The sequence below is a fragment of the Pseudonocardia ailaonensis genome (assembly GCF_039531635.1).
Lineage (GTDB): Bacteria > Actinomycetota > Actinomycetes > Mycobacteriales > Pseudonocardiaceae > Pseudonocardia > Pseudonocardia ailaonensis.
Map to the genome: position 1 here is coordinate 1 of NZ_BAAAQK010000001.1, position 23927 is coordinate 23927.

24 protein-coding genes are annotated in these 23927 nt (G+C 72.9%); 8 read left to right on the top strand and 16 right to left on the bottom strand.

Annotation, left to right across the window (positions count from 1 at the left end; genetic code table 11):
• The coding region (locus tag ABD324_RS00005) for a CoA transferase subunit A (protein ID WP_344411381.1) at window positions 1-685 on the bottom strand (685 nt) is incomplete at its 3' end.
• A gap of 152 nt (window positions 686-837) precedes the next feature.
• On the opposite strand from ABD324_RS00005, the gene ABD324_RS00010 reads away from it, so the two are divergent.
• The gene (locus ABD324_RS00010) at window positions 838-1611 is read left to right on the top strand and encodes an IclR family transcriptional regulator (RefSeq protein ID WP_344411382.1); all 774 of its coding nucleotides are present in this window, start codon (window positions 838-840) and stop codon (window positions 1609-1611) included.
• Window positions 1612-1686: 75 nt separating this feature from the next.
• On the opposite strand, the gene ABD324_RS00015 is transcribed toward ABD324_RS00010, so the two are convergent.
• Window positions 1687-2337, bottom strand: a complete 651-nt coding sequence (locus ABD324_RS00015) for a TetR/AcrR family transcriptional regulator (protein WP_344411383.1) — start codon at window positions 2335-2337, stop codon at window positions 1687-1689.
• A gap of 77 nt (window positions 2338-2414) precedes the next feature.
• On the opposite strand from ABD324_RS00015, the gene ABD324_RS00020 reads away from it, so the two are divergent.
• From ABD324_RS00020 to ABD324_RS00030, 3 genes are all read left to right on the top strand, one after another.
• Window positions 2415-4235: an acyl-CoA dehydrogenase gene (locus ABD324_RS00020; protein WP_344411791.1), complete on the top strand. Its 1821-nt coding sequence runs from the start codon at window positions 2415-2417 to the stop codon at window positions 4233-4235.
• Window positions 4236-4387: 152 nt separating this feature from the next.
• The gene (locus tag ABD324_RS00025; protein ID WP_344411385.1) at window positions 4388-5245 is read left to right on the top strand and encodes an SDR family NAD(P)-dependent oxidoreductase; all 858 of its coding nucleotides are present in this window, start codon (window positions 4388-4390) and stop codon (window positions 5243-5245) included.
• Window positions 5246-5276: 31 nt separating this feature from the next.
• Entirely contained in the window at window positions 5277-5891 is a 615-nt protein-coding gene (locus ABD324_RS00030) for a TetR/AcrR family transcriptional regulator (protein ID WP_344411386.1), read from the top strand.
• On the opposite strand, the gene ABD324_RS00035 is transcribed toward ABD324_RS00030, so the two are convergent.
• Genes ABD324_RS00035 through ABD324_RS00050 form a run of 4 tightly spaced genes read right to left on the bottom strand, consistent with a single transcriptional unit; the run spans window position 5883 to window position 8903 of the window.
• The gene (locus tag ABD324_RS00035) at window positions 5883-7082 is read right to left on the bottom strand and encodes an epoxide hydrolase family protein (RefSeq protein ID WP_344411387.1); all 1200 of its coding nucleotides are present in this window, start codon (window positions 7080-7082) and stop codon (window positions 5883-5885) included. The two genes, ABD324_RS00030 and ABD324_RS00035, sit on opposite strands and share 9 nt — an antisense overlap.
• 29 nt (window positions 7083-7111) lie before the next feature.
• Complete coding sequence (locus ABD324_RS00040) at window positions 7112-7993, bottom strand: LLM class F420-dependent oxidoreductase (protein ID WP_344411388.1); 882 nt, start codon at window positions 7991-7993, stop codon at window positions 7112-7114.
• Between the two features lie 37 nt (window positions 7994-8030).
• Window positions 8031-8447: a MaoC/PaaZ C-terminal domain-containing protein gene (locus ABD324_RS00045; RefSeq protein ID WP_344411389.1), complete on the bottom strand. Its 417-nt coding sequence runs from the start codon at window positions 8445-8447 to the stop codon at window positions 8031-8033.
• Window positions 8448-8903: an FAS1-like dehydratase domain-containing protein gene (locus ABD324_RS00050; RefSeq protein ID WP_344411390.1), complete on the bottom strand. Its 456-nt coding sequence runs from the start codon at window positions 8901-8903 to the stop codon at window positions 8448-8450.
• Between the two features lie 99 nt (window positions 8904-9002).
• On the opposite strand from ABD324_RS00050, the gene ABD324_RS00055 reads away from it, so the two are divergent.
• Window positions 9003-9602: a carboxymuconolactone decarboxylase family protein gene (locus tag ABD324_RS00055; RefSeq protein ID WP_344411391.1), complete on the top strand. Its 600-nt coding sequence runs from the start codon at window positions 9003-9005 to the stop codon at window positions 9600-9602.
• Between the two features lie 5 nt (window positions 9603-9607).
• Window positions 9608-9955, top strand: a complete 348-nt coding sequence (locus tag ABD324_RS00060; RefSeq protein WP_344411392.1) for a hypothetical protein — start codon at window positions 9608-9610, stop codon at window positions 9953-9955.
• Between the two features lie 6 nt (window positions 9956-9961).
• Here the strand turns inward: ABD324_RS00060 and ABD324_RS00065 are convergent, their stop codons facing one another.
• Genes ABD324_RS00065 through ABD324_RS00090 form a run of 6 tightly spaced genes read right to left on the bottom strand, consistent with a single transcriptional unit; the run spans window position 9962 to window position 16939 of the window.
• A complete protein-coding gene (locus ABD324_RS00065) occupies window positions 9962-11017 on the bottom strand; it encodes a lactonase family protein (protein WP_344411393.1) in 1056 nt (351 codons plus the stop codon).
• Window positions 11014-12045, bottom strand: coding sequence for an aldo/keto reductase (locus tag ABD324_RS00070; protein ID WP_344411394.1), 1032 nt, complete (start codon window positions 12043-12045; stop codon window positions 11014-11016). The genes ABD324_RS00065 and ABD324_RS00070 overlap by 4 nt, the downstream gene beginning before the upstream one ends.
• Before the next feature lie 11 nt (window positions 12046-12056).
• A complete protein-coding gene (locus tag ABD324_RS00075; protein ID WP_344411395.1) occupies window positions 12057-13277 on the bottom strand; it encodes an LLM class flavin-dependent oxidoreductase in 1221 nt (406 codons plus the stop codon).
• The gene (locus ABD324_RS00080; protein WP_344411396.1) at window positions 13274-14347 is read right to left on the bottom strand and encodes a lactonase family protein; all 1074 of its coding nucleotides are present in this window, start codon (window positions 14345-14347) and stop codon (window positions 13274-13276) included. The genes ABD324_RS00075 and ABD324_RS00080 overlap by 4 nt, the downstream gene beginning before the upstream one ends.
• Entirely contained in the window at window positions 14344-15180 is an 837-nt protein-coding gene (locus ABD324_RS00085) for an LLM class flavin-dependent oxidoreductase (RefSeq protein WP_344411397.1), read from the bottom strand. The genes ABD324_RS00080 and ABD324_RS00085 overlap by 4 nt, the downstream gene beginning before the upstream one ends.
• 37 nt (window positions 15181-15217) lie before the next feature.
• Complete coding sequence (locus ABD324_RS00090; RefSeq protein WP_344411398.1) at window positions 15218-16939, bottom strand: N-acyl-D-amino-acid deacylase family protein; 1722 nt, start codon at window positions 16937-16939, stop codon at window positions 15218-15220.
• Window positions 16940-17039: 100 nt separating this feature from the next.
• On the opposite strand from ABD324_RS00090, the gene ABD324_RS00095 reads away from it, so the two are divergent.
• Both ABD324_RS00095 and ABD324_RS00100 read left to right on the top strand, forming a co-directional pair.
• Window positions 17040-17357 carry a 2Fe-2S iron-sulfur cluster-binding protein gene (locus ABD324_RS00095; RefSeq protein WP_344411399.1) on the top strand — a complete coding sequence of 106 codons (318 nt, stop codon included), beginning with the start codon at window positions 17040-17042 and terminating at the stop codon, window positions 17355-17357.
• Window positions 17357-18619, top strand: coding sequence for an NAD(P)/FAD-dependent oxidoreductase (locus ABD324_RS00100; protein WP_344411400.1), 1263 nt, complete (start codon window positions 17357-17359; stop codon window positions 18617-18619). The genes ABD324_RS00095 and ABD324_RS00100 overlap by 1 nt, the downstream gene beginning before the upstream one ends.
• Window positions 18620-18677: 58 nt before the next feature.
• Here the strand turns inward: ABD324_RS00100 and ABD324_RS00105 are convergent, their stop codons facing one another.
• From ABD324_RS00105 to ABD324_RS00120, 4 genes are read right to left on the bottom strand one after another with little or no spacing between them, the layout of a single operon-like run.
• Window positions 18678-20006 (bottom strand): MFS transporter, encoded by a 1329-nt coding sequence (locus tag ABD324_RS00105; RefSeq protein ID WP_344411401.1) that lies wholly within the window; start codon window positions 20004-20006, stop codon window positions 18678-18680.
• A 56-nt stretch (window positions 20007-20062) separates the two neighbouring features.
• Complete coding sequence (locus ABD324_RS00110; RefSeq protein ID WP_344411402.1) at window positions 20063-21619, bottom strand: class I adenylate-forming enzyme family protein; 1557 nt, start codon at window positions 21617-21619, stop codon at window positions 20063-20065.
• Between the two features lie 24 nt (window positions 21620-21643).
• Window positions 21644-22852, bottom strand: a complete 1209-nt coding sequence (locus tag ABD324_RS00115; RefSeq protein WP_344411403.1) for an acyl-CoA dehydrogenase family protein — start codon at window positions 22850-22852, stop codon at window positions 21644-21646.
• On the bottom strand, window positions 22849-23871 hold the full coding sequence (locus ABD324_RS00120) for a Rieske 2Fe-2S domain-containing protein (protein ID WP_344411404.1): 1023 nt from the start codon (window positions 23869-23871) through the stop codon (window positions 22849-22851). The genes ABD324_RS00115 and ABD324_RS00120 overlap by 4 nt, the downstream gene beginning before the upstream one ends.
• Window positions 23872-23927: the final 56 nt, after the last annotated feature.

Below are 23927 nucleotides of genomic sequence, written 5' to 3' on the forward strand. Positions count from 1 at the left end.
GCTGGACGAACACGCCGGGCAGGTGCACCTGGGCGGGATCGATCTCCCCGGGCTCCACGAGCTCCTGGACCTCGGCGATGGTGACGGTGCCGGCCATCGCGCACAACGGGTTGAAGTTCTGCGCGGACTTGTCGAACACCAGGTTCCCGTGCCGGTCCCCCTTCGCCGCGGCGACCAGCGCGAAGTCGGTGACGATGGCCTCCTCCAGGACGTGGTCCACACCCCGGAACGAGCGAACCTCCTTCGCCGGGGACGCCAGCGCGACCGACCCGTCCGCCGCGTAGCGCCACGGCAGGCCACCATCGGCGATCTGGGAACCCACCCCGGCCGGGGTGAAGAACGCCGGGATCCCACACCCACCCGCCCGGAGGCGTTCGGCGAGGGTGCCCTGGGGGCACAGCTCGACCTCGAGCTCCCCGGCCAGGTACTGGCGGGCGAACTCCTTGTTCTCCCCCACATACGAGCCCGTCACCCGCGAGATCCGCTTGTCGGCGAGCAGGATCCCCAACCCCCAGTCGTCGACCCCGCAGTTGTTCGACACCACCCTCAGATCACCCACCCCGAGCCGGTGCAACACAGCGATCAGCGTCGACGGGATCCCACACAGGCCGAACCCGCCCACAGCGAGCGAAGCACCCCCGGTGATCCCCGCCAACGCCTCCTCGGCGGTGGTCGACTTGTCCATCTCGTGTCCCCTCTCGCGGCGGACCGAGCCGCCCGCTCACCGGATGTGGCTGCCGCCATCACACGGGGAACACCGTGCCGGACTCCACGGAACGTCCACTGGGCGGACGTATCCGGCATGGACTGCTCGAAGGACGGACGTAGGATCTGCGGATGGAGTCGACCCGGGCCGAGGGCACGAACGGCGGGATCTCGGTGGTCGCGAAGGTCGGACTCGTGCTGCGGACGGTCGGCGCCGCGGCCGCCGCGGGGACGACGACCTCGGCGGTGGCCCGCGACACGGGCCTTCCGCGGCCGACCGCCCACCGGCTGCTCACCGACCTCGCCGCGCAGGGTTTCGTCGATCGCGACCGCGGCCGCTGGCAGCTCGGGCCGGAGCTGTTCCTGCTCGGAGCCGTCGCGGCGGCGCGCTACGACGTCACCGACCAGGCCCGCGACATCGTGGCCGATCTCGCGGAGCAGACGGGGGAGAGCGCCTTCCTCTCCGCGCTGCGCGGGCGCGAGACGGTCTGCCTGGCCGGGTGCGAGGGCAGCTTCCCGCTCCGCTCGCACGTGCTCCACGAAGGCATCCGCTTCCCGCTCGGGGTGGCCTCGGCCGGCCTGGCCATCCTGGCCCATCTCCCCCCGACCGAGGCCGACGACTACCTGTCCACCACCGACCTCACGACCCGGTGGGGACCGGCGCACTCCCGGCGGGCACTGCGGTCGCGGGTGGAACACACGCGCACCGGAGGCTATGCGGTGAACCCCGGCCTGGTCGTGGAGGGCAGCTGGGGCGTCGCCGCCGCGGTCTTCGACAGGACGGGCCGTCCCCGGTCGGCGCTGAGCCTCACCGGCGTCCGGTCCCGCTTCACCGACGAGCGCATCCCCGTGCTGGGGCGCATGCTCCTCGACCGCGCCCACGCGCTCGGCAGACGCGAGCGGTAGGGCACGTCGGGACCGGTCCGCGGCCGGCGCCTCGGAACGCACCCGACGGGCGTCGATCCCGGGCTCGGACGGCCGCTACTCCCCCACCCCCAGGAGACGGCTCGCGAGCTCGACGTACAGGACGCCCAGGTCGTGCGGCGTCCACGGGCTCCGCGACGAGTACCAGCGAGCCACGTCGATCCCGAGGGACAGGATCGCGGCACTCGCCCCCCGGACGTCGGGCACGGCGAAACGGGCGGACGCGACGCCGCGCCCGACGAGGTCGCGCACGGCCTGCTCGGTGTCGCGCCGGAGTCCGGCGATCTCCTCGGCATGCCCGGGGCCGAGCGCACCCTGCTCGTACTGGACGACCCGCGCGAGGGTCCGCGCCTCGGCGTGCCACCGGGTGAAGGAGTACACGAGGACCTGAGCCGCCGTGACCGGGTCCGGGATCGCCGCCGCCGTGGCGACGATGCCGAGGGCCAGGGTGTGCCCGCGCCTGCTCAGCGCGAAGAGCAGCTCCTCCTTGGAGGCGAAGTGGACGTAGAGCGCCGCGGTGCTGAGCCCCGAGCCCTGCGCGATGTGCTTGAGGCTCGTGCCGTGGAAGCCCCGCTCGGCGAAGGAGTCGAGCGCCGCGTCGACGATCGCCTGCTGGGTCGGTTTGCCCCAGTCACGCCACGGCTCCATGTCCGCCAGGAGCCGATCCCCGAGCGCGGCCGCCGTCGCAGCATCAGTGACCGCCGGCATGTCGTCGCCTCCTTGACCTCCGTGGCGCAACGCGCCAGAGTCTGGTTACTGATTGATTAGTAACCGTCGGAGCGATGATGCCACACGTGAAGCGCGACCTCATCCTGTCCCGTGCCGATCTCCGGTTCCTGCTGCACGACTGGCTGCGGGTGGAGGACCTCACGGCCCGGGACCGGTTCACCGAACACACCCGGGAGACGATCGACGCGGTCCTGGAGCTCGCCGCCGATCTCGCGACGGAGCAGTTCGCCCCCCACAACAAGCGCAACGACACCGAGGAGCCGGAGCTCGTCCGGACCGACGAGGTCGCTCGCGTCCGGCTGCACCCCGAGGTCGGGTCCGCGCTCGCCACCGCCGCGGCGGCCGGCCTGCTCTCGGCGACGATGGACGCCGAGGTGGGTGGCCTGCAGCTCCCGCACGTCGTCGGGACGGCCGTGCAGGCGTGGTTCCAGGCCGCGAACGTCGGCACCTGGGGCTACGCCATGTTGACCGTCGCCAACGCCAACCTGCTGATGGCACACGGCACGCCGGAGCAGATCGCCACGTGGGTACCGCCGATGCTGGAAGGGCGCTACCACGGGACGATGTGCCTGTCGGAACCCCAGGCCGGATCCTCGCTCGCCGACCTCACCACGCGCGCCGAACCCCGCCCCGACGGCACCTACCGCCTGCACGGTTCGAAGATGTGGATCTCCGGAGGAGACCACGAGCTGGGCGAGAACATCGTCCATCTGGTGCTGGCCAGGATTCCCGGCGGCGAGCCCGGGACCAAGGGCATCTCGTTGTTCCTGGTGCCCAAGTACCTGGTCGGTCCGAACGGGGAGACCGGCGAGCGCAACGACGTCACCCTCGTGGGCCTCAACCACAAGATGGGCTACCGCGGCACGGTCAACACCCTGCTGAACTTCGGCGAGGGCACGTTCTCCCCCGGAGGGGAGGCCGGTGCGGTCGGGTATCTCGTGGGCACGGCCGGCAGAGGTCTCGCCGCCATGTTCCACATGATGAACGAGGCCCGGATCGGGGTCGGCGCGGGCGCCGCCGCGCTCGCCTACACCGGCTTCCTCAAGTCGGCGGACTACGCGCGGACGCGCCCGCAGGGCCGGCCCCCCGGATCCAAGGACCCCGCCACCCCGATGGTCCCGATCATCCGGCACGCGGACGTCCGCCGGATGCTGCTCGCGCAGAAGGCCTACGCCGAGGGGGCGCTGGCCCTGGTCCTCTACTGCGGCCGCCTGGTCGACGAGGAGCGCACCGCCGAGACCCCCGACGTCCGGGAACGCGCACACAGGCTGCTCGAGACGCTCACCCCGATCGCCAAGAGCTGGCCCTCGCAATGGGGCCTCGAGGCCAACTCCCTGGCCATCCAGGTGCACGGTGGCTACGGCTACACCCGCGAGTACGACGTCGAGCAGCACTACCGCGACAACCGGCTCAACCCCATCCACGAGGGCACGCACGGCATCCAGGCCGCCGACCTGCTCGGCCGCAAGGTCGTCGTGGACGGCGGCGCGGGGCTCACCGCCCTGGTCGAGGCGATCTCCGCCACCGTCGACCGCGCCCGCTGGACCGGAGGCCGGGCCGCGGACTTCGGCGCGGCCCTGCACCGGGCGACGGACCGGCTGGTCGAGGTCACCGCCGCCGTCCACGGCTGTCCGGACGCCGAGCAGCGGCTGGCGAACGCCTCGGTCTACCTGGAGGCGGCCGGGCACGTCGTGATCGCGTGGATCTGGCTCGACCAGCTCCTGGCGCTGGGCGACCGCGACGACGACTTCGCGAGCGGCAAGCGCGCCGCCGCCCGCTACTTCTTCCGGTTCGAGCTGCCGAAGGTCGGCCCCCAGCTCGACCTGCTCGCCTCGCTCGACCCGACGGTGCTCGACACCTCCCCCGACTGGATCTGAGCCCGCCCGGGCCGGGGCCGCCGCCTGCCCGCCCGAGCGGGACCAACCTCGCATCGGGAACGGTCCCACAATCGACCACTGTTGGATTACACTCGTCCCATGGTGGTCCGACACGCTCAGCCCCTGCCCCGACCGAGCCGGCGGCCGAACCGATGACCGATCGCGCCGCCTCGGCCATCGTCACCGGCGGCGGCACGGGGATCGGGCGTCGCATCGCAGAGAGGCTGGTCCAGGACGGCTACCTCGTCACGATCATGGGACGGCGGGAGGAACCGCTGCGGGCCACGCAGGCCGCCCTGGGCGACCGGGTCTCGTACGTGGTCGGGTCCGTGACCGCGGAGGACGAGATCGAGCTCGCGGTCGAGCGGGCGGACGACCGGGCCCCGTTGCGGGTCGCCGTGCTCGCCGCGGGGACGGGCGGTCGGTACGCCCGGCTCGACTCGACACCGCTCCGCTCCTGGCAGCGGGTGTTCGCCACCAATCTCGACGGCGCGTTCCTCACCCTCCGCGCGAGCGCGCCGAGGATCGCCCGCAACGGAGGCGGTTCCGTCGTCGCGGTCTCGTCGGTCGCCGCGGTCCGGCCCCACCACGGGATGGCGGCGTACGCGATCAGCAAGGCGGCGCTGGAGGCCCTCGTGGTCAACGGTGCGAACGAGCTCGGCGACGAGGGCGTCCGCGTGAACGCGGTACGGGCGGGGATCGTCGACACCGACATGACGGCCGGGCTGTACGACGACGGCAGCTTCGTCGTGCGTCAGCTGGGCGAGACACCGATCGGCAGGCTCGGCGCCGCCACGGATCTCGCCGACGCGGTGTCCTTCCTCGTGAGCCCCCAGGCCTCCTGGATCACCGGCGTCTGCCTCGCCGTCGACGGGGGCAACCACCTCCGCGGGACCGTCGAGCTGGGCGACCTCCCCGATGTCTCCCGCCGGCCGCCCCGCGACGGTGGAGCGGCCGCCGGTGCGGCGGAACACCCGGCCGACCCGGCTAGAGTCGCACGAACCCTCTGATCCTCGGCCATCTCACGAAGGAGGCCTCACCGTGGGCCGCCCCAAGGTGCCTCTCATCTCCAAGCGCACCACCCTCGAGACCGCCCTGCGGATCATCGACGAGGAGGGTCTGGACGAGCTGAGCATCCGCCGCCTCGCGCGCGAGCTCAACGTCAACGGGGCGTCGCTCTACCACCACTTCCGGAACAAGGAGGACATCCTCCTCGGCTCCGCGCAGCTCGCGCTCGACGACGCGCGGCTGCTGGACGCCCCGGACTCGGACTGGCGGGAGTGGTTCATCGGCCAGGCGCGCCTCTACCGCCGGGCGCTGCTCGACCATCCCGCGCTGGTCACGGTCATCCTCAAGCAGCATCCGCACCGCATCGCCCTGGAGTTCTACGACAAGGCGGTGCGGATCCTGCACGCCAGCGGCGTGCCCCGGCCGGCGATCATCCCGCTGATCGAGAGCATGGAGTCGTACACGTTCGGCTCCGTGCTGTACGCGACGGCCGCACGCAACGACACGGAGCCCCTCGACGAGGCGTTCGACGCCCTCAGCGACGCCCGTCGGGACGCCGCCGAGCAGATCGACGACGAGGTGCTCTGGGAGCACATCGCGCGCGGGATCACCGAGTCCGTGCTCGCCGCCGCGACCGCCTCACCCTGACCGGAGGGGACGGAAGAAGTCCCGCAGCTCCCGGGCGTACAGCTCCGGCTCCTCGAACGGCGCGAAGTGGCCGCCCCGCGGCGGCTCGGTCACCCGGACGACGTTCGCGACCCGCTCCAGCCAGGCCCGCGGCGGCCGGACGATGTCCCCCTGGAAGATCGAGAACCCGCTGGGCACCTCGACCCGCCGGGCGTGCTGGGCCGGCGGGATCGCGGCGTTGGCCCGGTACATCCGCATGGACGAGCCGATCGTGCGCGTGAGCCAGTAGACGGTGATCCCGGTGAGGATCTCGTCGCGGGTGTACGAACGCTCGACGTCGCCCCCGCAGTCGCTCCAGGCGCGGAGCTTCTCGAGGATCCACGCGGCCAGCCCGGCCGGCGAGTCGGTGAGTCCGACGGCGGCCGTCTGCGGCTTCGTGCGGTGCATCGCCCCGTAGGCACCCTCGGCGGCGCCCCAGGCGGTCGCCGACTCGAGCCACCGGCGCTCCTCGGGCGACAGCGGCGGGGCGTCCTGGGCGAGGACCGGCAGCCCGGCGTCCATCCGATGGACCCCGACGACCCGCTCGGCGTGGTCGAGCCCGAGGTAGCGGCTCACCCCGCTGCCGATGTCGCCCCCCGCCGCCCCGAACCGCGGGTGGCCGAGCCCGGTCATGAGCTGCGCCCAGAGACCGGCGACGGCGATCGTGTCGAGGGGGGCGCCCCGGGGCGCGTCGGAGTAGCCGAATCCCGGGAGGTCCGGGACGACGACGTCGAACGCGTCGGCGGGATCGGCGCCGTGCGCACCGGGGTCGACGAGCAGGTCGATCACCTTCGTGTAGCGCCAGAACGAGTCCGGCCAGCCGTGGGTGAGCACGAGTGGCAGAACCGGTCCGGTGGGCGCCTTCGCCCGCGCGTGCACGACGTGGATGCGCAGGCCCCCGACGGTCGCGCGGAACCGCGGCAGCCGGTTGAGCGCTTCCTCCCGGGCACGCCAGTCGAAGTCCTCCGCCCAGTACTCCACCAGCTCGCGCAGGTGATCGAGGTCCGTCCCCATCGACCACCCGGCGTCCTCGGGCGCGTCGGGCCAGCGCGTGGCGCGCAGCCGGGCGCGCAGGTCCTCGAGCTCGGCGTCGGTCGCGCGCGGCCGGAAGGGCTCGATGCTGAAGGGCTCGATCTGGGAGGACTCGATGCCGGAGGGCTCGATCGCGGCCATCGTCGACTCCGTTCGCGGGTGCGGGCCGGTCACAGCAGCGCCGGGGCGAGTGTCCGCCACTCCGGCAGGGGGATCTCCGCGTCCCCCCGCAGTACCTGGACGGCGACGTGGTCCGCGCCGGCCTGGTGATGCTCCCGCACCCTCGCGACGACCGTGTCGAGGTCCCCCCAGGCGACGAGCGCGTCGACGAGGCGGTCCGACGCCTGCTTCGGGTTCGCCCAGTCCTCGTCGGCGAAGCCGAGCCGGCGCAGGTTCGCGAGGTATCCCGGGGCGCGCAGGTAGAAGCTGATCGCCGCGCGCCCGATCGCCCGTGCGGTGGCCGGGTCGCGCTCCAGCAGCACCATCTGCTCGGGGGCCAGGAAGGGACCGTCGCCCAGGATCTCCCTGGCCTGCCGGGTGTGCTCCGGCGTGGTGAGGTAGGGGTGCGCCCCGTTTGTGCGCGTGCCCGCCAGCTCGATCATCCTGGGCCCGAGCGCACCGAGGACCGTCCACTGGGGACCGTCGGGTCCGACGGCGGCGAAGGGCGCGGCGTCCATCGCGTCCAGATAGGAGCGCAGGTAGCTCAGCGGGCGCCGGTAGTCGTGCCCGCGGACCTTGGCCACGAGCGCGGGGCTGCTCACCCCGAGCCCGAGGAGGAACCGGCCCGGATAGGCCTCGGCGAGGGTCTTCCGCGCCGCCTCCGTGGTCATCGCGTCGCGCGCGTAGATGTTCGCGATCCCGGTCGCCACCGTCAGCCGCGAGGTCGAGGCCAGCAGCATCCCCGCCATCACGAAGGGGTCCCGGCCGATCGCCTCGTTCAGCCACAGGGTGGGGTAGCCGAGCTGCTCGAGCTCTCCGGCCGCCCGCCGGGCCGCCGCGGAGGGCTGCCGGTCGAACGCCGTGGTCCAGATTCCGACTCGTCCGAGTTCCACGGACGTCACGATACACGATTTAGCAAACACTGTTGGATTACTGGTCGACGGGACCGAGATCCGCTGTCGCGCGCCCGACGACGACGCGGGAGCCGTCCTGGTCGACGGCCTCCACCGTGAACTCCGCCAGTCGCCGGCCGCCCCGGACGTGGACGGCGTCGACCGTGGCCCGCGCCGTCAGCGTGTCGCCGGGGCGCACCGGACCGACGAAACGCACCCCGTAGGACCTCAGGCCCTCGACCCCGACCCAGTCCGTGAGCACTCGTCCCGTGGCCCCCATGGCGAGCATCCCGTGGGCGAGCACCGCCGGCCGTCCGGCGACCTCGGTCGCGTAGACCTCGTCGGTGTGCAGCGGATTGAAGTCGCCCGACGCCCCGGCGTACATGACGATCCGGGTACGGCTGAGGTCCTCGACGACGACCTCGGTCCGGCTCTCACCGACGCGGAGCTCCATCTACTCCCCCACCCCGGCCGCGACGGGAAGCACGCGGACGAACCGGGCGACGACCACCGGCTCCCCCGACCACGTGTCCCGGTACTCCGACACCCGCTCCTCGAACCGCAGCGTGCCACCCCCGCGGGACGGCTTCTCCCAGCGTCGCCCGGGCCGCTGCACGACGTCGAGGACGTCGCCGACGACCACCGGCCGCCGGTACTCGAAATGCTGCTCGGCGTGCAGCCAGCCCGGGTCGTCCGGATCGGCGCCGCTCGGCTGCGCGCCGGACCCGATCCACGGCCGACCGGGTTGCGGGCGCAGCGGGTAGCCGGGCTCGAACTGCGCCGCGGCCATCACGAAGGTCGGCGGCACGGGGGCGCCCGGGGGTGCGGTCCGGTCGAAGGCCTCGTCGCCGATCGCTCGGGCGAAGACCATGACCTGGGACGCCTCGACCGGGAACCGGAAGTCGGTCATCGTTCTCCTCCTGGGTGCGCGGACCGCGTTGAGGCGACCCGCCGCGTGTGGTAAACCATAATCAACCGCTGTTCGGTTTGTCACCCCGCAGGAGGTGCGATGACGCACGACGAGCACACCGGCGGCCGCCGGTTCGGCGACCTGGCAGCCGAGGACATGGACCCGGCCCAGCGCGCCGTCAACGACAGGTTGGTGGAGTACCTGCACCCGGACCGGGCGGGCACGGGTGCGGTGATCGGCGGCCCGATGGCCGCGTTGCTGCGCAGTCCCGACCTGGCCGACGGCGTCGGCCGGCTCGTGCCGCTGCTGTTCGAGGGGCTGTCCGTGCCGCGGGCGGCCACCGAGGTGGCCGTCCTGCTGACGGCGCGGCACTGGAACTGCGACTTCGAGTTCGACACCCACCGGCGCTACGCCGCCCGGTACGGCCTGGCGCCCGACGTGGTCGAGGCGATCGCCCACGGTGTCCGCCCGCAGCTGACCGGCGAGCTCGCGGACACCCACGACTTCGTCGTGCGGCTGCTGCGCGACGGCGACGTGGACGACGCGACCTTCGCCACCGTGGCCGACCGCTGGGGGCACCGGGGCGCCGTCGAGCTGATCACCGCGGTCGGCTTCTACACGACGCTCGCGCTGGTGCTCAACGTCGACCGCTACCCCGCGCCCGCGCTGCCGGCGCCCGAGACCGCCACGAGGGGGTGAGACCCATGACCGAGGCGTCCGCCGTCGGTTCGGTCCCCGCGAAGGGATCCTTCGTCCGGGCCACCCTCGCGGAGGTCGGCCGGTGCCCCGCCAGGGCCGACTTCGTCGAGCTGCGCTTCACCACCGACGCCGGCCCGTGGAAGTGGTGCTTCCCCGATCCCGGCGACCGCGACGCGCGCCCGGAGGCCGTCGACGACACCCTCGTGCTCGTCCTGGGCCGCTACGGAACCCAGGCCCACCACGTCGTGGACGGTGCCATCGGGCCCGCCCTGCCCAGCTCCGAGGCGCTCCCGATGATCCTCGGTGGATGCCGCCCCTTCGTGTCCCGCGCACTGATCGAATGGGGCGTCTGACGGCCGTCAGCGCCGGGTGAACACGAGGGAGCTCGGCGAGGGCAGCAGCACGGGAACCGACATCGGGTGCAGGCGGTGCGCGCCGTCGATCCCGAAGAGCGCCAGCTCGTTCGAGTGCCAGTTGCCCACCAGCAGGTGCCGGCCCCCGGGGTGGACGGCGAGGGTCCGCGGTGAGCTCCCTCCGCTGGGCACCGTGGCGCGCAACCGGGCCCCGCCCGCCCCGTCCACCGCGAAGGAGGCGATCAGGTCCGCCTTGCGGACGCCCACGAACAGCGTGCCGCCCTCGGGATGCAGGTGCAGCTCGGACGGCGAGCCACCCGGCGCGATCTCCTGCACGGACCGGATCGCGGTCGGGACGTGGCCGCCCGCGTCGAGCACGTACAGCGCCCCGTCGCTCTCCCCCACCACGTAGACGGCGCGGCCGGACGGGTCGAGCTCGAGATGGCGCGGCCGGGACCCGGCCGGGAAACGGATCCGGGTGGGCTCGCCGGACAGCGCCCCGTCGCCGTCCAGCCGGTGGACGCAGAGCTCGTCGCGGCCGAAGTCGGTCACCAGCAGCGCGGTGCCGTCGGGCGTCACGCGCAGGTGATGCAGGCTCGCGCCCGCTGCCGGCGCGACCGCCTCCACGCGCCCGGGGCTCCCGTCGGGGCCGAGCGCGACCGCGGCGAGCACCCCGTCGACGAGGTGCCCGACGTAGGCATGGCTGCCGCTCGGGTGCACCGCCACGGCGGCGGCCATGGTCCCGAGCGACGCCACCGCAGCGCGGGGCGTGAGCGCGCCGTCCGGGGCCGTGTCGTAGGCGACGAGCCGGGCCGAGTGCGCGAACTCCGCCGCGTACAGCACGGGCAGGGTCGGATGCGGTTCCAGGTACTGGGGGCTGCGCAGATCCGCTGCGGCGGTGCCCTCCCGCCGCAGCGTCCCGGACGCGGTGTCGAAGGACAGCCGTTCGATGCCGGCGGCGGGCCGGGCGGTGGGCAGGACGGTGTCCGGCTCGGGGCGCGGATAGTGCTCCCAGACCTCGGCGGTGAGGCCACCGACCAGGACGTTCCACATCGGACTCATCTCCCGTTCCGGCGGCGCAGCTCGGGTCGCGCGAGCGCGGGCGGGGTGTGGCCCAGGTCGCCCGGGTTCAGCGTCACCCCCGGCGGCACCACCTCGTCGATCGCGTCGAGGACGTCGCGGGGCAGCACCGTGCCGGCGGCCGCGAGCTGCGGTTCCAGGTGCTCGACCGTGCGCGGCCCGACGACCGCCGAGGTCACCCCGGGATGTTCGAGCACGAACCCGAGCGCGAGCTGGATCATCGTGATCCCGGCCTCCGCGGCGATCGTCCCGAGCCTGGCCACGGCCGCGGCCTTGGCCTCGTTGGCGGGCAGGCGGGGATCGTGGCGCTGCGGGTTGCGCCAGCGCTGCCAGGCGGGATCCCGGGGCTCCTCGCGGTAGCGCCCGGAGAGCCAGCCACCGGCCAGCGGGCTCCACACCATCGTGCCCAGCCCGTACTCCCGGGCGACCGGCAGCAGGTCCCGCTCGATCCCCCGGGCCAGCACCGAGTACGGCGGCTGCTCGACGGCCGGCCGCACCCCGCGGGCCCGCCCGAGCCACTGGGCCTCGACGAGCTGCGCGCTCGGGAAGGTGCTGGTCCCGTAGTGGCGGATCTTGCCCGCCCGCACGAGATCGGCCAGTGCGTCGACCGTCTCCTCCAGCGGGGTGTCCGCGTCCGGCCGGTGGGCCAGGTAGACGTCGAGATGGTCGGTGCGCAGCCGGCGCAGGCTCCCCTCGACGGCGCGGTGGATCCAGCGCCGCGAGCTGCCACGGTGGTTCGGGTCGTCGTCGATCGGATGGTGGAACTTGCTCACCAGGACGACCTCGTCCCGGCGCGCGGCGAGCGCCTCGCCCAGGAGGGCCTCGGACTCGGTGTGCGAGTACACGTCCGCGGTGTCGACCAGGTTGATCCCCGCGTCGAGGGCCCGCGCGAGCACCGTCGCACAGTCCGCCGCGGACATCCGCCCGTACGAGCCGAAGTTCATGGTGCCCAGGGCGAGCGGGCTCACGCGGATGCCGGTCCGGCCCAGCACGCGGTAGTGCTCCAGCAACGGTGGTGCTCCTAACGACGGAGGAATCGGGACCGGGTCCGGTCCGCGTCCGGCGCGCGGACGAGCAGCCCCGCCCGCCCCAGCCGCGGGAACAGCTCCTCGAAGACCCGGTCGACGAGCTCGGAGTGCTTGGGCAGCAACACGATGAAGCCGTCGGTGAGGCCGGTACCGGCGATCCGGGCGATCTCCTCGGCGACGGTGTCGGCGGTGCCGACGACGCTGCGGTGCCCGTTCGCGGTGGTCCCGATCCGGACCACCTCGGCCAGGGTCAGGTCGTTCCGCGTGACCAGCTCGTGGACGGCCGCGGCGCGACCCTGGCGACGCCCGACGTCCTCGACGGCGGGCAGCCGGTCGCGCGGGAACGGGTCGTCGGGCGCGACGTCGGACAGGTCCACGCCGCCGAGGACCTCCTCGATCCGGGCGCGCTGCTCGGCGAAGGAGAAGGCTCCCGCCAGCGCCCGTTCGTGCTCGCGGGCCTGCTCGGCGGTGTCGCCGAGGATCGGGGCGAGTCCGGTGAGGACGGTCGGGCGGGTGCCGTCGGTCCGCCGGGTCGCGCACGCCCGGGTCAGCGCGTCCGTGTAGCGGCGCTGCGCGTGGTCGGCCGGGGCCGAGGTGAACACGAACTCGGCCACCCGCGCGGCGAGGTCGATCCCGGCCGGCGAGGCACCGGACTGGCCGACGAGCAGCGGTCCCGGGAAGGGCCTGATGCTGAGCGGGCCCCGCACCGTGAAGTGCTCCCCGGTGAAGTCGATGTCCGCGGGATCGTCGCCCTTCTCGCCCCAGCTGTGCCACAGCCGGTCCACGACGTCGAGATACTCGCCGGCCCGGGCGTAGCGCTGCGCGGGCGGGGGCAGCTCGTCGAGCCCGAAGTTCTGCTCCCCGGCGTACGACGTCACCAGGTTGGCCGCGATCCGGCCCGCGCCGATGTGGCTGAGCGAGGTGAGGTGCCGGGTCACGTGCACGGGATGGGTGAACGTCGTGGACAGCGTGGCCACGACGGTGATCCGCTCCGTCCGGGCGAGGACGGCGGCGGCGAGGCTGACCGGCTCGAACCGGTTGCGCGGGGAGAAGCTCGGGTCGAAGGCCAGCGAGTCGGCCAGGAACAGGCCGTCCAGCCCGGCGTCCTCGGCGCGGCGGGCGATCCCGAGCACGTCGTCGATCGTGTCGCGCACCTCGGCCCCGCTGTCCAGCGGCGGTGCGGGCAGCACGGTGAGGACCAGCGGCTCGCTCATGAGGTGAAGGCGAACGAGCTGGGCGACGGCACCTCGACCGGTTCCCCGACCGGGCGTGGCCGGCCGTCCTCACCGATCCCGAAGGCGACGACGGTGTTGGAGTCCCAGTTGCCCACGAGCAGGTGGCGCCCGGACGGACTGACCCGCACCGCCCGCGGGTTCCGGCCGCGGCTCGGCTCGTGGCCGCGCAGCCGGACCCCGCCCTCGTCGTCGACGTCGAGCACCGCGATCGCGTTCGCGCGGCGCAGGCCGATGTAGAGCGTCCGGCCGTCCGGGTGCAGGTGCAGCTCCGAGGGCAACGCCGTCGTCCCCTCCGGCACGAGCCGATGCGCGGCGGCGATCCCCACCGGGACGTGGTCGCGCGCGTGGAGCACGTAGAGGGTCGCGTCTCCCTCCCCCACCACGTAGGCGACCCGGCCCGAGGGGTGGAACTCCACGTGCCGGGGGAAGCTCGCCTCCGGGAACCCGATGCGGCCCGACGGATCTGCCCGGTCGCCTCCGGCCGGGTAGGTGACCACGGAGTCCGTCCCGACGTCCGCGACGACGAGCCCGCCGCCGTCCGGCGTCACCCGGACCTGGTGGAGCTTGGACCCGGAGCCGCGGTAGGCGAACCGTTGCTGCGTCACCGGTTGCGCCGTGCCCGCCACCACCGGCCGGACCTCCCGGATGCCGCCCCGCTCGTCGAGCAGGCAGGCGGTGAGCGCGCCGTCGTCGAGATGGGCGACGTAGGCGACCTCCCCCGCCGGGTCCACGTCCACGGCGACGGCCATGCCGCCGAGCGACTCCACCGTGGTCCGGCGGGCGAGCCCCCCGGGGCCGAGGTCGAGGACGGAGATCCGGCCCGGACGGGCGAACTCCGCCGCGTACAGCACCGGCAACCGGGGATGCAGGGCCAGGTACTGCGGGCTCGACACCCCGTCCGCGACGACCCCCGTGTGCCGGAGCGCGCCGGTGTCGTCGTCGAGCACGAGACGTTCGATCCCGCGGGAGGAGATCGTGGTGTCGGTGTCCGGGCGGGTGAAGTACCGCCAGAGGTCCGCGGTGAAGCAGCCGACGAGGACGTCCGTCACCGGAGCGCTCCGGCGAAGCGCGGCGCGACCGTCGTCGCGAACTCCGCGAGCTCGTCGAGGGGAAAGGGCGCCACCACCCGCAGGACCACCCGGTCCGCCCCGGCGTCGACGTACCGGCCCATCAGGTCCGTGAGCTGCTCGACCGAGCCCGGCTCGAACCCGACGTTGACGGCGGTGACGATCGCCGCCGGGTCCGCGGCCGCCTCGAGCACGACGGTTCGCTTGCGGCGCAGCTCCTCCGGTGTCACCGACGAGCAGTTCCACCCGTCGTTCACCGCGGCGACGACACCGAGCCCGAGCTTCTCACCGGAGGCCCCGACCCAGATCCGGGGCCGTTCCTGCACCGGGCGGACCCCGCAGCGGGCGCCCCGGAGCCGGTAGAACTCGCCCTCGTGGTCGACGACCTCCTCGCTCCACAGGCGACGGACGACGGTCGCGGCCTCGCGCAGGCGCCGCAACCGCACGGCCGGCGACTCGAACGCGAACCCGAAGGCGTCGTACTCCTCGCGGTGCCAGCCGGCGCCGAGCCCGAGCTCGGCCCGGCCACCGGACAGCTGGTCGATGGTCGCCACCGCCCGGGCCAGGACCGCCGGATGCCGGAAGCCCACCGAGTAGACGAGCGACCCCACCCGCACCCGCTGCGTGGTGAGCGCGAGCGCCGTGTGGCAGACGACCGAGTCCAGGGAGCCCGCGTCCGGCGGGCGGACCGCCGGGTGCAGGTGGTCCCAGATGCTCACCCAGTCGAAGCCCAGGTCCTCGGCGTGCCTCCAGGCCTCCTGCAGCTCCGCGACCGTGCAGTTCTCCAGGGCGGTGTGGACCCCGAAGTGCGTCATGATCCTCCTCGACGATGAGTGGGTCGGGCGGGACGGCTCAGATCCGGACCGGCTCCTTGCCGGGCAGCCAGGCGCCCGGCAGGTTCTCCGTCGCCTTGCCGTCGACCTGCGTGAGCACGCCGTTGACGGCGGTGGCGCGGTAGCCGCCCGCGGGCCGCCGGTAGCGCTTCGCCCCGCCCGGGAAGTCGAAGACCGCCTCGGGCCGGCCGAAGCTCAGCGCGTCGAGGTCGAAGACCGTCAGGTCGCCGCGCCTGCCGACCTCCAGGCGCCCGATGTCGGCGAACCCGTACAGGTCCGCGGGCCGCGACGTCATCTCCGCCACGGCCTTCTCCAGCGAGAGGTCGCCGCGCTCCCGGACGTAGCGGGTCAGCATCAGCGTGGTGTCGCCGGTGTTGCAGTGCGAGATGATGTGCGCGCCCGCGTCGCTCGCGGAGACGACCGTCGCCGGGTCGTCGAGGAAGGCGCCGATCCGCTCGTGGTTCGCGTTGCCCGTGGTGTAGGCCAGGCCCGGGTGCAGGCCGTTGAGCTCGAGCCAGTCCGCCAGCGCGTCCGACGGGTGGCCGCCGTGGTGGCGCGCCCAGTCGCCGAACGTCTCCCCGACGAACTTCTCCAGGTCCGGCCGCTCGACGGTCTCGATCCGCACCCGGTCGAGCTCGTGGTGCGGGAAGGTCGTCTTGGGCACGGCGTCCCAGTCCGCCGCGGCCCGGGCCCGCCACTGCGGGTCCGCCAGCAGGCGGCTCTGGGCCGCCTCGTCGGCCGCCTGGAGGAGCTCGTTCCAGGCCGGCACGCTGATGAAGCCCATGCCGCCCTGCCAGTTCGCCATGAACTCCTGCGGGTGCGTGGAGATCGTCGGGTAGGCCCGCAGCCCGTCGCCCTGCAGCCGCTTCGCCAGCGCGAGGTAGCCCTCGATGATCGACGGGTCCTTGTCCCAGTCGATGAACCCGTTCCAGGTCATCGCCACGTCGGCCACGCCGCACATCCGGGCGTGGTGCTCCAGCTGCGCCATCGACGTGGGGTGGTCCATCATCGCCGAGAGGATCTCGAAGTGCCCGCGGTGCCTGCCCGTGACCGCCAGCAGCGCCTCGAGCTCCGCGTCGTCGGCCTGCGAGCTCGGCACGAGCCGCCCGTCGGCGCCGCGGTCGAAGTACGAGGTCGAGAAGCCCGAGGCGCCTCCGCGCAGCGCCTCGTCGAGCAGGGCCGCGATCTGTGTGCGCTCCTGCGGCGTCGACGGCCGCTCCCACGCCTCCGCGCCGAGCACGTAGAGCCGCAGCGCCGACAGGCCGACCAGACCCGCGACGTTGACGCCGAACCCGCGCGAGCTCATCGAGCCCACGTACTCCGGGTAGGACTCCCAGTCCCACGGGATGTGGTCCGAGAAGCCCAGCTCGGGGATCTCCTCGATCACAGCGAAGGTCGTGCTCAGCCCCGCCTTGTCACTCGCGCGGACCGGCGCCAGGGACAGGGAGCAGTTCCCGAACAGGATCGACGTGACACCGTGCTGCGGCATCGGGTCGCAGCTGGGGTCCCAGAACAGCGACGGGTCGTAGTGCGTATGGCCGTCGATGAACCCGGGGGTCACGAAGGCCCCGCCCGCATCGATCTCCTGCTCGCCGTCCGGGGCGAGGTCCGGCCCGATCTCGGCGACGACACCGCCCTTCACGCGCACGTCGGCACGGCGGCGCGGGCCGCCCGTGCCGTCGACAAGGGTGCCGCCCCGGACGATCAGATCGCCCCTGCTGTCCGGCTTGTGAGCTTGCATCGCCTTCCCCTCATCCGCTTTACGGATCCTGCTGTCCCGGTCACACTAATCCAACACTGATAGGATTTCCATGGGCAGCCAGGGTGGAAGGAGCTCGAACATGCCTGAACTGCACGTCACGACCCGTGAGGGCGACACGAAGACGATCCCGGGTCGATCCGGGGCATCCACGATGGAGGTGATCCGGGAGGGCGGCGTCGACGAGCTCATGGCCCTCTGCGGCGGAGAGCTCTGCTGCGCCACCTGCCACGTGTACGTGGACCCGGCGTTCACCGACCGGCTGCCGCCGATGAGCGAGGACGAGGACGACCTGCTCGACGGCTCGGAGTTCCGCGAGCCGACCTCACGCCTGTCCTGCCAGCTCCCGTTCGGCGAGGACCTTGCCGAGCTGCGCGTCACGATCGCCCCGGAGGACTGATGCCCGACGCACGAGGGTCGGCGACGACGGGGTGGTCCGGACGCTACGACGTCGTGATCGTCGGGGCCGGGCACGGCGGCGCGCACGCCGCCGCGGCCCTGCGCCAGCACGGGTTCGCCGGATCGGTCGCGATGGTCGGGGACGAGCCCCGCCTGCCGTACGAACGCCCGCCGCTGTCGAAGGACTACCTCTCCGGCGAGACCCCGTTCGAGCAGCTGCTCCTCCACCCCCCGGCCTTCTGGCAGGAGCGGGACGTCGAGATCCTCACCGACCGCCGCGTCACCACGGTCGACGCGCGGGCGCACCGGGTCCGGTGCGACGACGGGACCGTCCTGGAGTACGGGCACCTGGTCTGGGCGACCGGCGGGACGCCGCGCACGCTGAGCTGCCCGGGCCACGACCTGGGCGGTGTGCACACGGTCCGCACCGTCGCGGACAGCGACCGCCTGCGGGCCGAGCTCCCGGCGGTGACGCGGGCCGTCGTCGTCGGCGGCGGGTACATCGGGCTGGAGGCCGCGGCGGTCCTGCGCGCGGCCGGGAAGCACGTCACCGTGGTCGAGGCGCAGGACCGGGTGCTCGCCCGCGTCGCCGGGGCGCCGTTGTCGCGGTTCTACGAGGCGCTGCACCGCACCCACGGCGTCGACCTCCGTCTCGGCGCGAGCGTCGAGCGCCTGGAGGGTGCCTCGCGGGTCGCCGGCGTCCGGCTCGCCGACGGTGAGCTGCTGCCCTGTGAGCTGGTGATCGTCGGCATCGGCATCGTCCCCGCGGTCGCTCCCCTGCGAGCGGCGGGAGCGGCGGGTAGCGACGGCGTCGTGGTCGACGAGCGGTGCCGGACCACCCTGCCCGACGTGTTCGCGATCGGGGACTGCGCGGCCCACCGCAACCGTTTCGCCGACGACGCGGTGATCCGCCTCGAGTCGGTCCAGAACGCCCACGACCAGGCCGCGGTCGTCGCCAGGATCCTGGCCGGCACGGATGCTCGCTACGACGCCGTGCCCTGGTTCTGGTCGAAGCAGTACGACCTGCGCCTGCAGACCGTCGGGCTCTCGACCGGCCACGACGCGACCGTGGTCCGCGGCGACCCGGCCACCGGCCGCTTCTCGGTCGTCTACCTGCGAGAGGGCCGCGTCGTCGCGCTGGACTGCGTCAACGCGGTCAAGGACTACGTGCAGGGCCGGAAGCTGGTCGCCGCGCGGGCGCGAGTCGATCCCGCCCTGCTCGCCGACCCGGCCCTCCCGCTCAAGGAGCTCGCGTCGGCGTGAGCCGCCGGCAGAAGGGCCGCCGGCACCGTGCCGGCGGCCCTTCGTCGTTCGACCGCGCTCAGAGCGAGCGCGGCAGCGAGACGATCGCGGCCAGCCCGATGACCGAGCCCGCGATCACCCAGTACGCCGGGGCGAGCGTGGAGCCCGTCCACACGATGAGCTGGGCGGCGATGAACGGCCCGAAACCACCGGCGACGGTGACGCCGACGTTGTAGCCCAGGGCCATCCCGCTCGTCCGGACGTTCGTGGGGAAGAGTCGCGCGAAGATCGCCCACGCCGGACCGGTCTGCGCCCCCGCGATCTGCATGAACACGGTGTGCAGGATCGCCACCACCACGATGCTGTCCGTGCGGGCCAGGCCGAGGAACAGCGGATAGGCCAGCACCAGGTAGGCGGTCGTCGAGGCCAGCAGCATCCGGCGCCCGCCGATCCGGTCGGCGAGCAGGGCCCACAGCGGGATGGTCAGTGCCTCCAGCCCGATGGCGATGGCCGTGACCCAGTAGACCTGGCTCTTGGGGAAGCCGCGCTCGCCGATCAGGAACACCGTGACGTAGATCAGCCCCAGGTAGCCCGGGGCGGACAGCCCGATCTGGATGCCGACGACCCGCAGCAGCGACTTCGGGTACTTCCGGAGCACGTCCCGGAACGGCCGCTCACTGAGCTGCTGCTTCGCCTTCTCCCGCACGAACTCCGGCGAGTCGTCCATCGCGCGGCGCAGCCACAGACAGACCAGCGCGAGGGGCAGGCAGAGCAGGAACGGGATCCGCCAGCCCCACGCCCCCATGCTCTCGGCGGAGACGACGAGGCTCAGCACCCCCGTCACCACGGCGGACAGCACGTAGCCCCAGCTGCCGCCGCTGCCGACGAAGGAGCTGAAGAACGTGGTGCGGGCCGACGGTGAGGACTCGACCGCATAGGCCGTGGCCCCCATGGCCTCCCCTGCGGCGGACAGCCCCTGGACGAACCGGACGAGGATGAGCAGCACGGGCGCGGCGATGCCGATGGTCGCGTAGCCGGGCAGCACGCCGATCGCCGCGGAGGCCAGGCCCATCACGAGGATCGTGAGGAGCAGCGTCCTTCGCCGGCCGTGCCGGTCGGCGAAGCGCCCGATGACGATCCCGCCGAGCGGACGGGCCACGTTGGACACACCGAGTGCCCCCAGGGCGGCGATCGTCGAGACCGCGGGATCGGCCGACGGGAAGAACAGGGGTGCGAGGAAGACGGCGAGCAGGCCGTAGAGGCTGAACTCGTAGTACTCGATGACCGTGCCGAGCCCGCCGGTCAGCGCGGCGCGCCGGCCCCGGGCCGCGGTCGGCAGCTGCTCGGCCGGCGTGGTGTCGCTGTCGTCCCGGCGCGCGGAGGCCACCGGATCGGAAGATGTCGTCATGTCCCATGCCTCGAAGATCGACGTCGATGGTTCGGGTTCCGGGGGGAGCGGGTGGCTCAGCGCAGGGGTGGGCCCAGCGACGCGGGTGCGGAGTACTCCTCCACGAGGTACCGCTTGAGCACCTTCCCGGACATGTTGCGCGGCAACGGCGACGGGCGGAGCACGACGTACCGCGGGAGCTTGTAGTCCGCGAGGTACGTCCTGCAGTAGCTGCGGACGGCCGCGGGCTCCAGCTCGGCGTCCGGGGCGGGATGGATGATCGCGGCGGCGGTCTCGCCCCATTTCTCGTCGCCGACACCGATCACCGCGCACTCGGCGACGCCCGGGATCTGCTCGAGCACGCCCTCGATCTCGGCGGGATAGACGTTGATCCCACCGGAGATGAACATGTCCTTGCTGCGCCCGACGATGAAGAGGAACCCCTCCTCGTCGAGCCGGCCGAGGTCGCCGGTCCGCAGCCAGCCGTCGACGAGCGTGGCCGCCGTCGCCGCCGGGTCCTCCCAGTAGCCGAGCATGACCTCGGGGCCCTTGACCGCGACCTCGCCGACCTCACCGACCGGCAGGTCGACGAGGTCGCCTGCGGCGTGGTCCACGACCCGGATCCGGTTGTGGATGCCCGCGCGGCCCACCGAGCCCGGCCGGCGCCGCGAGTCCTCGAGGCTCTGCCAGGTCGTGGAGCTGGCCCCCTCGGTCAGGCCGTACGCGTTGCGCACGGGCAACCCGGCATCCCACATGCTCTGCAGGAACGCCTCGCTGACCGCCGCTCCCCCGGTCAGGCAGGTGCGCAGGGACGACAGGTCGAAGCGCGCGAACTCGGGATCGCGGCGCATGCCCTCCCAGATCACCGGGACGGCGGTGAAGTGCGTGATCCGGTGGCGCTCGACGGTCTCCAGGGAGCGGCGCGCGTCGCTGACCGTGTCCAGCACGGTGACCCCGCCGCCGGCGTAGGTCACCGCCCACAGCATCACCAGCGTGCCGGTGAAGGCCAGGGGCGCCGGCAGGTAGAGCCGGTCGTCGCGGCCCAGGTCGTCGGCGAGGGTGCGGTAGTGGGCGGTGGCGAGGACGTTGCCGTGGGTCAGCATCGCCCCCTTCGGCCGGCCCGTCGTGCCGCTCGTGTAGCAGAGGAACGCCACGTCGTCGGACTCCACCGGGACGTCGACGTCGGTGGGGTCCTCGCCGTAGAGCGACTCCAGCAGCTCGCCGAACCCCGGGTCGAAACCCACCCTGGCGACGTCGCCGCCGTCCGACTCGTCGAGCGCCTGCGCCGCCGCCGCGGCGTACGCCCCGTGCGCGACCAGCAACCGGCAGCCCGAGTGCCGGACGATGTAGCCGAGCTCCCCGGCCGTCAGCCGGTGGTTGAGCGGGACCGTGACGGCGCCGAGCTTGAAGCCGGCGATCACGATCTCCAGGTACTCGCGGCAGTTGGGCGCGATCAGCCCGACGCGGTCGCCCTTGCCGACACCGCGCTCCCGCAGGCCGGCCGCCAGGCGGTTCGTCCGCTCGTCGAGCTCGGCCCACGTCGTCACGGCGTCGCCGTCGATGATCGCCTCGCGCCCGGGGGCCGCGCGCGCCCAGAAGCGCACGAAGTCCCCGAGACCCTCACGACTCGTCATGCACCCGGCCCCTCACGCACCCCTTCATGCCGCGCCCCGTCCTGCACCGAACGGCCGCGGCAGGGTGGCCGCGTCGTCCTTGAGCAGCTCGCGGGCCACGAAGGCCCGGTGCACCTCGTTGGCCCCTTCGGTGATCCGGAACAGGCGCACGGTACGCATCATCCGCTCGATCGGGTACCTGTTCGTGTAGCCGATACCGCCCAGGACCTGCAGGGCCCGGTCCAGGATGTCCCAGGCCATCTCGGTGCCCATGATCTTGACCATCGCCGACTCGGTGCGGCACCGCTCGCCGGCGTCGAGCTTGCGGGCGGTGTCGTGGGTGAACACCCGGAGGGAGGTGATCTGCATGGCGGAGTCGGCGAGCATGAACTGGATGGCCTGCCGGGCGGCGAGCGGCTCCCCGAAGGTGTGCCTGCCGTTCGCGTACGCGGCGGCGATCTCCAGGGCGCGTGCCGCCGGGCCCAGCATGCCGGCGCCGTAGTAGAGCGTCCGGATCCGGCCGAACCACTGCTGCCCCAGGGCGAATCCCTGGCCGACCTCTCCCAGCACGTCGTCGTCCGGGACGAAGCAGTCCGTCAGCCGGATCCAGGTGGCGACCTTGCCGGACATGGTCCCGGTCTCGCCCTCGACGGCCACCCCGGGATCGTCGGTGCCGACGATGAACGCGGTGATCCCCCCGCGCTGCCGCTTCTCGGGGTCCGTCACCGCGAACACGACGCCGAAGCGGGCGAGGAAGTACTCGCTCATCATGCCCTTGACGCCGTTCAGTACCCAGCCGCCGTCGACCCGGGTCGCGGTCGTCGTCATCATCCCGCCGGGATCGGATCCCGCGCCCGGCTCGCTCATCGCGATGAAGTAGCCGCACCCCTCCTCGGCGACGGGCCGGACGTAGAGCTCGTGCTGCCGCTCCGTCCCGTGGGAGACGATGATCGCGGGCGGGTTGCCGCCGAAGATGCCGGCGCCGTAGTAGCCGCCGCTCACCCCGCTGACGGTCGTCCGCATGATCTCCTCGAGGAGCACGGCGTTCTCCAGGACCCCGAGGCCCTGACCCCCGAACGCGACCGGCGCCGACAGCCCCCAGAAGCCGCCGGACCGCGCCTCCGCCTGCAGCTCCTTGAGCAGCGGCTCGTCCGGCAGGCCCTCGACGGGCAGGTCGGGTTCGAGCGGGACGAGACGCCGCTCGACGAAGTCGCGCAGCGCCGCCCGCCGCTCCTCGAGCTCTCCGGGGTTCACGATCCGACCTCACTCTCGGTCCGCGCCGCGACGACCGGCCGCGCGGCGTAGAACTGCCTCTTCCACTTGGAGAACGTGCGGAACGGCGCGACCTCGTCGGCCACGAGGTGCGCCTGCGAGTCGGGACGTCGGTGCGTCCAGATCACCATGTCGTTCTCGACCTGACGGCACGCCATCTTGAACCGGGCGAGCTGTTCGCCGGACGGTTCCGCGGAGCCGGAGGCGTTGCGCGGCAGGACCATCGTCATCATCACCTCGCAGTGGACGTCGTCGACGGGGGTCTGTGCCTGGAGGAGCGACGCGCCGTCGGCGAACCGGGCGAGGATGAGGCCGAGGCCCCAGTTCGTCACCTCGGTCACGGCGTCGACGACCTGGCCGCCGCCCTCAGGGCCGTAGATCTTCATCGGCATCGAGAAGCGCACGTGGAAGCGGTGGTCCACCGGGTCGAGCCGCAGGATCGAGCCGATCTCCGGCGTCTCGTGGACGAACTTGAAGTGGCTCATGTCCACGGTGTTCTCGGTGACGAAGTCGATGTGCATGGTGCGGTCCGCGTAGCGGCGCGAGGTCTGCGGGCCGACCGGGCAGAACGTCGGCTCCCCCATCCCCGGCAGCTCCGCCGCCCCCGGCGGGTCGAACGTGGGCTGCCCGCCGTCCGGGCTGTACCAGGCCAGCAGCACGGAGCTGCCGAGCTCGACCACGGGCCACGCCCGCAGCCCGGCCGAGCGGCTGACCCGGGAGCTGTAGGGGATGTGCACGTTGCAGCCGGAGCGGTCGAAGCGCCAGCCGTGGTAGGGGCAGGCCAGCGTCTCCCCGATCGTCGTGCCGCCGTACCCGATGTGCGCGTTCATGTGTGGGCAGAAGGCGTCGAACAGGCCGACCTCGCCGGACTCGTAGCGGCACACCACCAGGTCCTCGCCGAAGAAGCGCAGCGGCCGCGTCTCGCCGCGGGCGAGCTCGTGGGACCACCCGATCTGGAACCAGCCGGCGGGGTGGGTGCGTGCGGGCTCTCGACGTTCCATCGTCTCCCCCTCTCTGGAGTAACTCCTCGCTCCACCGAGCCTCGTGAGGTTCCGGC

Excerpts from the sequence above, each read along its gene's own strand:
- ABD324_RS00060 (WP_344411392.1), top strand. The coding sequence starts at position 9,608 with ATGACCGAGGCGTCCGCCGTCGGTTCGGTCCCCGCGAAGGGATCCTTC.
- ABD324_RS00075 (WP_344411395.1), bottom strand. The coding sequence starts at position 13,277 with ATGAGCGAGCCGCTGGTCCTCACCGTGCTGCCCGCACCGCCGCTGGAC.
- ABD324_RS00025 (WP_344411385.1), top strand. The coding sequence starts at position 4,388 with ATGACCGATCGCGCCGCCTCGGCCATCGTCACCGGCGGCGGCACGGGG.
- ABD324_RS00055 (WP_344411391.1), top strand. The coding sequence starts at position 9,003 with ATGACGCACGACGAGCACACCGGCGGCCGCCGGTTCGGCGACCTGGCA.
- ABD324_RS00100 (WP_344411400.1), top strand. The coding sequence starts at position 17,357 with ATGCCCGACGCACGAGGGTCGGCGACGACGGGGTGGTCCGGACGCTAC.
- ABD324_RS00110 (WP_344411402.1), bottom strand. The coding sequence starts at position 21,619 with ATGACGAGTCGTGAGGGTCTCGGGGACTTCGTGCGCTTCTGGGCGCGC.
- ABD324_RS00105 (WP_344411401.1), bottom strand. The coding sequence starts at position 20,006 with ATGACGACATCTTCCGATCCGGTGGCCTCCGCGCGCCGGGACGACAGC.
- ABD324_RS00010 (WP_344411382.1), top strand. The coding sequence starts at position 838 with ATGGAGTCGACCCGGGCCGAGGGCACGAACGGCGGGATCTCGGTGGTC.
- ABD324_RS00020 (WP_344411791.1), top strand. The coding sequence starts at position 2,415 with ATGCCACACGTGAAGCGCGACCTCATCCTGTCCCGTGCCGATCTCCGG.
- ABD324_RS00045 (WP_344411389.1), bottom strand. The coding sequence starts at position 8,447 with ATGGAGCTCCGCGTCGGTGAGAGCCGGACCGAGGTCGTCGTCGAGGAC.
- ABD324_RS00090 (WP_344411398.1), bottom strand. The coding sequence starts at position 16,939 with ATGCAAGCTCACAAGCCGGACAGCAGGGGCGATCTGATCGTCCGGGGC.
- ABD324_RS00085 (WP_344411397.1), bottom strand. The coding sequence starts at position 15,180 with ATGACGCACTTCGGGGTCCACACCGCCCTGGAGAACTGCACGGTCGCG.
- ABD324_RS00120 (WP_344411404.1), bottom strand. The coding sequence starts at position 23,871 with ATGGAACGTCGAGAGCCCGCACGCACCCACCCCGCCGGCTGGTTCCAG.
- ABD324_RS00035 (WP_344411387.1), bottom strand. The coding sequence starts at position 7,082 with ATGGCCGCGATCGAGCCCTCCGGCATCGAGTCCTCCCAGATCGAGCCC.
- ABD324_RS00095 (WP_344411399.1), top strand. The coding sequence starts at position 17,040 with ATGCCTGAACTGCACGTCACGACCCGTGAGGGCGACACGAAGACGATC.
- ABD324_RS00015 (WP_344411383.1), bottom strand. The coding sequence starts at position 2,337 with ATGCCGGCGGTCACTGATGCTGCGACGGCGGCCGCGCTCGGGGATCGG.
- ABD324_RS00065 (WP_344411393.1), bottom strand. The coding sequence starts at position 11,017 with ATGAGTCCGATGTGGAACGTCCTGGTCGGTGGCCTCACCGCCGAGGTC.
- ABD324_RS00050 (WP_344411390.1), bottom strand. The coding sequence starts at position 8,903 with ATGACCGACTTCCGGTTCCCGGTCGAGGCGTCCCAGGTCATGGTCTTC.